Raw genomic sequence first — 7487 nt, 5'->3', positions numbered from 1 at the left:
GACTTCCCGGGGGCCGGGCTTGGGCGCCGACCCGTCGGCGGCATGGGACGCGCCCTGGGTGGCGACGGCGGCGGCCGCGTTCTGCGGGGCCGGGCTCTTGGAGCACGAGGCCAGGCCGAATGCGAGAAGCAGCGCCGTCACCAGACCGACAAGGGAGATCACTATCCTGCGCACGGCCTGCACGGTACCGGATCGCGCGGACTACGACGTCACGTGCGGGCGCGCGGTGGGCGAGCCGTGCGCGGGCGCGCGGTCGCGAATCCGACGCCCACCACCACGAGCCCGCCGACGGCGAGAACCGCACCGACCAACCCCGTCGCCGGGTAGCCCCAGCCGGCCTCGATCACCGCGCCGCCGAGCAGCGCACCCAGCGCGTTGGCGATGTTGAGGGCCGAGTGGTTCATGGTGGCGGCCAGTGTCTGGGCCTCCCCCGCCACGTCCATCAGTCGGGTCTGCAGCGCGGGCAGCATGCCGGCGCCGGTGAAGCCCACCAGGAACACCACGACGAACGCGGCGGCCGCGATGTGTACGAGGCCCGCGAACGCGAGCATGACCAGCGCGATGGCGACCAGCCCCGCGACCAGGGTCCGCGAGACCGATCGGTCGGCAGCGACGCCACCCGCGGTGTTCCCCGCGACCATCCCCACCCCGTACACGGCCAGGGCGAGCGGCACCGTCGCCTGCGACAGCCCGGTCACGGTGGTCAGCGTGGTGGACAGATAGGTGTACACCGCGAACATCCCGCCGAAGCCCACGACGCCGGTGCCCAGCGCGAACCACACCTGCGGGTTACGCAGGGCGCCCAGCTCCGCGACCGGATTGCTCGCGGGGACGTCGACGTGCGGCAGCCACGCCGCGATGGCCGCCACCGTCGCGATACCGATCACGACCACCAGCGCGAGCGCCCACCGCCAGCCGAGATCGTCGCCGATCCAGGTCGCGATCGGCACCCCCACCACATTCGCGACCGACAGCCCGAGCATCACCCGGCCGACGGCCCGGCCCCGGCCGTCCGGCCCCACCAGGTGCGCAGCGACGAGGGCCGCGACGCCGAAGTAGGCGCCGTGCGGTAGGCCGGCGAGGAACCGCGCGGCCATGAGCAGCGGGTACGACGGTGCGACTGCGGAGAGCCCGTTGCCCACGGTGAAGGCCACCATGAGCGCGATCAGCAGTATCCGCCTGGGGACGCGGGCGAACACGGTCGCGATGAGGGGTGCGCCCACGACCACGCCGGCCGCGTACGCCGCGATCACGTGGCCGGCGGTCGGCTCGGACACGCCGAGGTCGCCGGCGATGTCGGGCAGCAGGCCCATCGCCACGAACTCCGTGGTGCCGATGCCGAAGCCGCCGAGGGCCAACGCGAGCAGCGGTAGACCCGATCGGGTGGAGCGCCCGGTACGGGCGGTGCCGGAGGACGGAACGGACGACTCGAGGGTGCTCACGGCGCTGACCAACGCCGCTCGGGCGCCGCCCCTTCCCCGAGCCGGGTGTGAGAACAGCCACCGTCCGAGGTCCCGGACCCCAGTCCGCGGACTCCTGTGGGCATCCGGCCATCGGCTATCATCGTTGAACGGTCATGAGTGTCAGCGTCCAAGCCCCGGCTGGCTGGCCGGCAACCCTCCTCCGCGGTGGGGTGCCCCGGGTGATGACCAGGTTCCCCGGCGGCGGTGAGTTTCGCCCCGGGTGGCAAGCGCGACGGAGGATTCATGACTATCAGTGCAGTGCCGTACTCCCCCGGGCCGTACTCCCCCGGGCCGTACTCCCCCGGTCCGTGCGCCCGCGGCCCCCGCTCGGCGGCTCCCCGTTCCGCGACCGCATGGGCCACGCCGCCCGACGGCGCGCGGCAGTCGTTGTCGATCGGCGCGCTGCGTCTCGAGAGCGGCCAGGTCATCGACGACGTGACCATGGCGTTCCAGCGCTGGGGCCGACCCGATGCGGCGGCCGACAACATCGTCCTCGCGTTGCACGCGCTGACCGGCGACTCGCACGTCACGGGCCCCGCCGACGGTGACCACGGGTCGGCCGGCTGGTGGGACGGGTTGATCGGCTCGGGCGCGCCCGTCGACACCGACGAGTGGTGTGTGGTCTCGGCCAACGTCCTCGGCGGCTGCTCGGGGTCGACGGGGCCGAGCTCCGTCGCCGCCGACGGCCGGACGTTCGGCTCCCGCTTCCCGACGATCACCGTCCGCGACCAGGTGGCGGCCGAGCACGCTCTGCTCCGGCGGCTGGGCGTGACCGAGGTCGCCGCGGTGCTCGGCGGCTCTATGGGCGGCGCCCGGGCGCTCGAGTGGGCCATGATGTATCCCACCGAGGTGCGCGCGGCCCTGGTACTCGCCGTCGGGGCCCGCGCGACCGCCGACCAGATCGGCACCCAGACCACCCAGATCGAGGCGATCAAGGCCGATCCGCACTGGCAGGGCGGCGACTACCACGACTCGGACCGGTTGCCCGACGCCGGCCTCGGCGTCGCCCGACGGATCGCACACCTCACGTACCGCACCGAGATGGAGCTGGACGCGCGGTTCGGCAACTCGCCGCAGGGCACCGAGGACCCGCTGCGCGGCGGACGGTACGCGGTGACCTCCTACCTCGACCACCAGGCCGAGAAGCTGGTCGCCCGGTTCGACGCCGCCAGCTATGTGGCGCTGACCGAGGTGCTCAACCATCACGACGTCGGCCGCGGCCGGGGCGGAGTCGAGGCCGCGTTGCGCGACTGTCCGGTGCCGACGATCGTCGGCGGGATCGACTCGGACCGCCTGTACCCGCTGCACCTGCAGCAGGAGATCGCGGATCTGCTGCCGGGCTGCACCGGCCTGCGGGTGGTGCACTCGCGCGACGGGCACGACGCCTTCCTCACCGAGTTCGAGGCCGTCGGCGAGCTGCTCAGCGCGACGATGCAGCTGGCGCGGCGCTGACCCGACCCGGCGACTCGGTTCGAGTGACCCGCGACGAGGCCCGCTACGGGGGTCCGGGCGCGACCACCGCGCCGCCGGTCCGGTCCGGGCGCGGCAGCAGCCCGAAGGCGGGCGTCGGCGTGCCGTCGTCAGGGCTGGTCGTGGCTCCCGCGCCGGCGGCGCCGGGATCCGTCTCCGGCACATCCGTGGTCGGTGGCTCGCCGAGACCTACCCCGGCTCCCTCCCCACCGGCGCCGGTCGCACCCGCCGCAGGAAGCCCCGAAGTCCCGGCCGCACCGCCCGGCGCGATCGCGGTACCGGCGCGCAGCGGCCGCACGCCCGATGCCGCCGAGCCGGTCGGCCGGGTGCGCGTCTCGGTGCTGCTCGGCCGGGTCTGCGAGGGCTTCTCGATGGCGGTCGGCGTAGTGGTGTGCTGCGTGACGGTGGGCGGTGGGGTCGCGAAGATCGTCATCGCAGGCTCGCGCCCATAGGTCGTGACGACCGGCGGCAGAACCGTGACACCGGCACGGTCCCCCGGCGGAGTCGCGTCGTCGGTGGTGCGCACCGGCGGGTTGACCTCGGTCGCAACCGTGGCGACCGTGCCGGTACCCACCACGATCGGCCCATCTGCGGTCTCCGCCGCGGGCTGGGCGGTGGTCTGCGGCGGAACGCCGCCGACGTCGCCGACGGAGCCGATCGCCCCGGTGGCCAGGGTCGCCACCAGGCCGGCGCACAACAGCCCGGCGAGCACCATCAGGGGAAGTGCGAACCCGGTCAACCACGTCCCGCCGTCGACGGTCCGCAGCCTGCGCGCAGGCCGCCGGGATGCCGCACCGCCTCCGGCGGTGGCAACGACGCCTGCGCCTCCGGCCGTGGTGGCGGCCGTGGCTCGGGCCGCCACCGCGTCCGCCGCCACCAGCGCGGCCCCGGCCGCGAGGACCCCCTCGGGGTCCGTCGGGATGATCACGGGAAGGGCCGGCGACGCGTCGCGCGCGGCGGCGCGCACCTCGTCGGCGACGCTCGCCATCGCCGCACCGACGCCGTACAACACCATCGCCTGGGGCCGGACGGAGGTGACGCGGAGGGCGTCGGTGACGCGCGCCGCGACTCCGGCACCGTCGGCGGGGGCACTGCGAAGGACACCGCGCCACCGAACCGTGCCGGACGCCACCTCGACGACACTCATCCACAGCCCGGCGCCCACATCCACGAGCAGGACGGTGTCGTACCGGGCGATCGCACCGGTCGCGTCGAGACTCCGCAGGATCGCATCGATCTCGCCGACGATCGTGGCGGTGCGCCGCGGCCCGACGGAGCGCAGCCGCAGGCCGAACACGTCGCGACGACGGCGGCACGCGATGCCGTACGCGGTGATCGGCTCGTCCGAGTAGGCCTCGAGCAGGTCGAAACCGGACGTGATCCGCTCAGCGGGACAGATCGACGGGAAGCCACCGGGGTGGATCGCACGGGTCTGCCGCTCGGTCACCTCGCCGCCGTCGGTGGCGATCAGGGAGCAGTACACCAGTCCATGGTCGATGGACGCGCCGAGCGAGGCAGTCGCCATCACGCATCCTTCCCTGAACACAACGCGTCCCGCGTCGTCTCATCGACCCGCCGAGGTCACCATCGATACCGAATACATCCTAGCTTGATACCGAATCGTTACCGACACGGCTGATGAATTCGAACTTAAATATACAGAATCACGCAGGTCACTTGGTACCGAGCGGGCTGATCTGCCAGGCGATCACCAGGATGGCGGCAGACGCGAGCGCCAGCACTGTGGCGTCGAACACACGAGAGCGGACCCGCAACAGACCGGCCCGACGGTCGCTGAGGACGGCGCGCAGCACCGCGGCCACGCCGGTTCCCACGCCGAACACCACAAGGCCACGACGCCAGAAATCGAGGCCGATCAGCAGCATCGCCACGGCGAGGATCGCCACGACCACCGCGAACCCCGCGTTGGCGGTCACGGCCCGCACCGCGCGGGCACGGTGTAGGCGCTCGACAGGGGTGCGGTTGCGGGCCCGGCCGATCACACCGCGATGCCCGCCGCCCGCTCGGCGGCATCGATGACGTTGCCGAGCAGGAATGCGCGGGTCAGCGGCCCCACGCCGCCGGGGTTCGGGGACAGGAACCCGGCCACCTCCGCCACCGCCGGGTCGACGTCGCCGCGCAGTCCCTCGGGCGTGCGGCTCACGCCCACGTCGAGGACGGCGGCGCCTGGCTTGACCATGTCGGCGGTGATCAGACCCGGTCGGCCGGCAGCCGCGATCACGATGTCGGCACGCCGGACCTCGGCGGCGAGGTCCCGGGTGCCGGTGTGGCACAGGGTGACGGTGGAGTTCTCGCTGCGGCGCGTCAGGAGCAGGCCGATGGGTCGCCCCACGGTGACGCCGCGACCGACGACGGTGACGTGCGCCCCGTCGAGCTCGACGCCGTACCGGCGGAGCAGATAGACGATGCCGTGCGGCGTGCAGGGCAGCGGCCCCTCGGCCCCGAGCACGAGGCGGCCCAGGTTCACCGGATGCAGCCCGTCGGCATCCTTCGCGGGCGCGACACGCTCGAGGATGGCGTTCTCGTCGAGATGGCGAGGCAGCGGCAGCTGCACGATGTACCCGGTGCACTCGTCGTTCGCGTTGAGCTCGTCGATCACGTCCTCGAGCTCGGCCTGCGTCACCGTCGCCGGGAGATCGCGGCGGATGGAGGCGATGCCCACCTTCGCGCAGTCGGCGTGCTTGCCCCGGACGTATGACCGAGACCCGGGGTCGTCGCCGACCAGCACCGTACCGAGGCCGGGCGTGATCCCGCGTTCCCTCAGGGTCGTCACGCGGGTGCGGAACTGCTCGAACAACTCGTCACGGGTCGCCTTGCCGTCCAATACCGTCGCGGTCACGCGGAGAGTCTATCCACGGGCCACCGCCGCCCGCCGACGGTGGTGGGCCCGCGGCACACCGCGATTTCACGGCTACCCGGCGCCGGACGACGCGATGAGGCACGCTAAGCACGTGACCGTACCCACCAATCCCATCCGGCAGCTCGCCAACGCCACGTGGCAAGTGACCATCACCCTCGGCGTGGCCTCAGTGATCATCGGCGTCGCCATCCTCGCGTGGCCCGGGAAGTCCCTGCTCGTGGCCGGCTCGTTGTTCGCCGCCTACCTGCTCGTGAGCGGGTTCTTCCAGGTGGTCGCAGGGCTGTTCGGCGAGGGACACCACCGCATCCTGGGCATCGCGAGCGGCGCCCTGTCGATCATCCTCGGCTGCATCTGCCTGCGGAGCGCGGCCGAGACCCTGCTCCTGCTCGCCATCTGGATCGGCATCGGCTGGGTGTTCCGCGGGGTGTTCATCACCTCGAGCGCGGCGGGCGCACCCGAGGTGCCCAACCGTCCCTGGGCGGTCTTCACCGGCATCGTCACGGTGCTCGGCGGCATCGTGCTGTTGGTCAGCCCCTTCGGCTCGCTCGCGGTGCTGACGCTGGTGGCCGGGATCTGGGCAGTGGTCCTGGGCCTCATCGAGATCGTGTCGGGGTTCCAGCTGCGCAGGGCTGTCACCGCACACCTGTAACCCTCCCCCATCCCAACATGTGCGCCGTTCCGTCGACCCGACATGTGCACTGTTCCGTCGGTGCCGACCGACGGAACGGTGCACATGTTGGACCAGCCGGGCTACAGCTCGCCCTGCTCCTCGGTACCCGCGGGGAGCGGGGTCATCGTGGTCACCACGGGCGGCGCGGCGACGAGGCCCACGATCGCCGCCTGCAGGGCGCCGATCGCCTCGCCTCGCGAGTGGACGCCCAGCGCGTCCGCGCTGTCCCACTTCTCGATCATCGTGACGGTGCCGTCGGACGCATCGTGGATCGCGTACTTCCGGCAGCCCGGCTCGCCGTGCACAGCGGGCATGGCACCCCGCAGCGCGGCGACCAGCTCGTCCTTGCGTCCCTCCGTCGGCTGGAACACGGCCGTGACGATCACTGACACTGCTCTCTCCTCACGCTCTCACCGGCGCGCGCGATGTGCGGGCCGGTGGTTCGATTCGACCACTCCCGGTGCGCACGGCGGGGCGGATTACGTCGGCTGCCCGCCCGGTCTGCCAGACTGGGCGGTCGTGTTCCGGATTCTGTTCTTCGAGCCGCGCATCCCGCCCAACACCGGCAACGCGATCCGGCTGGCGGCGGCCACCGGCTGCGAGCTGCACCTGGTGGAGCCGCTCGGCTTCGACCTGTCCGAGCCCAAGTTGCGCCGGGCGGGGCTCGACTACCACGACCTCGCCGTGGTCACCGTCCACCCCAACCTGGCCGCGGCGTGGACGGCACTCGCACCCGAGCGGGTGTACGCGTTCACCTCGCACGCCACGCGGTTCCACCATCAGGTCGAATACCACCCCGGCGATGTGCTGTTGTTCGGCCCCGAGCCGACCGGGCTGCCCGCCGAGGTGCTCACCGACCCGCACGTCACCGAGCGGCTGCGGATCCCGATGCTCGCGGGGCGCCGATCGATGAACCTCGCCAACTCCGCATCGATCGTCGCCTACGAGGCCTGGCGGCAGCAGGGCTTCGACGGTGCCGTGTAGCGGCCTCGCGGCTCGGTGA

At 72.4% G+C, this 7487-nt stretch carries 8 protein-coding genes and 1 riboswitch; of the genes, 3 read left to right on the top strand and 5 right to left on the bottom strand.

Features of this window, described 5'->3' with window-relative positions:
- Nucleotides 1-209: 209 nt before the first annotated feature.
- Nucleotides 210-1442 carry an MFS transporter gene (locus ABD908_RS13555; RefSeq protein ID WP_385921945.1) on the bottom strand — a complete coding sequence of 411 codons (1233 nt, stop codon included), beginning with the start codon at nt 1440-1442 and terminating at the stop codon, nt 210-212.
- Between the two features lie 130 nt (nt 1443-1572).
- Nucleotides 1573-1699, top strand: a riboswitch (SAM riboswitch).
- A gap of 7 nt (nt 1700-1706) precedes the next feature.
- Between ABD908_RS13555 and metX the strand changes: the two genes are divergently transcribed.
- Nucleotides 1707-2915, top strand: coding sequence for a homoserine O-acetyltransferase MetX (gene metX / locus ABD908_RS13550; RefSeq protein ID WP_344996543.1), 1209 nt, complete (start codon nt 1707-1709; stop codon nt 2913-2915).
- A gap of 43 nt (nt 2916-2958) precedes the next feature.
- Here the strand turns inward: metX and ABD908_RS13545 are convergent, their stop codons facing one another.
- The 3 genes from ABD908_RS13545 to ABD908_RS13535 all read right to left on the bottom strand — a co-directional run bounded on the left by ABD908_RS13545 (nt 2959) and on the right by ABD908_RS13535 (nt 5793).
- Nucleotides 2959-4458, bottom strand: coding sequence for a hypothetical protein (locus ABD908_RS13545; protein ID WP_344996540.1), 1500 nt, complete (start codon nt 4456-4458; stop codon nt 2959-2961).
- Between the two features lie 148 nt (nt 4459-4606).
- Complete coding sequence (locus tag ABD908_RS13540) at nt 4607-4870, bottom strand: DUF3017 domain-containing protein (RefSeq protein ID WP_344996537.1); 264 nt, start codon at nt 4868-4870, stop codon at nt 4607-4609.
- Between the two features lie 62 nt (nt 4871-4932).
- On the bottom strand, nt 4933-5793 hold the full coding sequence (locus ABD908_RS13535) for a bifunctional methylenetetrahydrofolate dehydrogenase/methenyltetrahydrofolate cyclohydrolase (RefSeq protein ID WP_344996534.1): 861 nt from the start codon (nt 5791-5793) through the stop codon (nt 4933-4935).
- 112 nt (nt 5794-5905) lie between these two features.
- Here ABD908_RS13535 and ABD908_RS13530 point away from each other — a divergent pair, with 112 nt between their 5' ends.
- Complete coding sequence (locus tag ABD908_RS13530; RefSeq protein ID WP_344996531.1) at nt 5906-6463, top strand: HdeD family acid-resistance protein; 558 nt, start codon at nt 5906-5908, stop codon at nt 6461-6463.
- A gap of 101 nt (nt 6464-6564) precedes the next feature.
- Here the strand turns inward: ABD908_RS13530 and ABD908_RS13525 are convergent, their stop codons facing one another.
- Nucleotides 6565-6876 carry a putative quinol monooxygenase gene (locus ABD908_RS13525; protein WP_344996528.1) on the bottom strand — a complete coding sequence of 104 codons (312 nt, stop codon included), beginning with the start codon at nt 6874-6876 and terminating at the stop codon, nt 6565-6567.
- A 127-nt stretch (nt 6877-7003) separates the two neighbouring features.
- Between ABD908_RS13525 and ABD908_RS13520 the strand changes: the two genes are divergently transcribed.
- The gene (locus tag ABD908_RS13520) at nt 7004-7468 is read left to right on the top strand and encodes a tRNA (cytidine(34)-2'-O)-methyltransferase (protein ID WP_344996525.1); all 465 of its coding nucleotides are present in this window, start codon (nt 7004-7006) and stop codon (nt 7466-7468) included.
- Nucleotides 7469-7487 lie beyond the last annotated feature (19 nt).

The organism is Tsukamurella soli (genome assembly GCF_039541155.1).
Lineage (GTDB): Bacteria > Actinomycetota > Actinomycetes > Mycobacteriales > Mycobacteriaceae > Tsukamurella > Tsukamurella soli.
The sequence above is the reverse complement of the archived record's forward strand: the minus strand, read 5'-3'. Positions and strand labels throughout refer to the sequence as shown.

What these genes read in the sequence shown, in the direction of transcription:
- metX (WP_344996543.1), top strand. Translation starts at nt 1,707, where the DNA reads ATGACTATCAGTGCAGTGCCGTACTCCCCCGGGCCGTACTCCCCCGGG.
- ABD908_RS13545 (WP_344996540.1), bottom strand. Translation starts at nt 4,458, where the DNA reads ATGGCGACTGCCTCGCTCGGCGCGTCCATCGACCATGGACTGGTGTAC.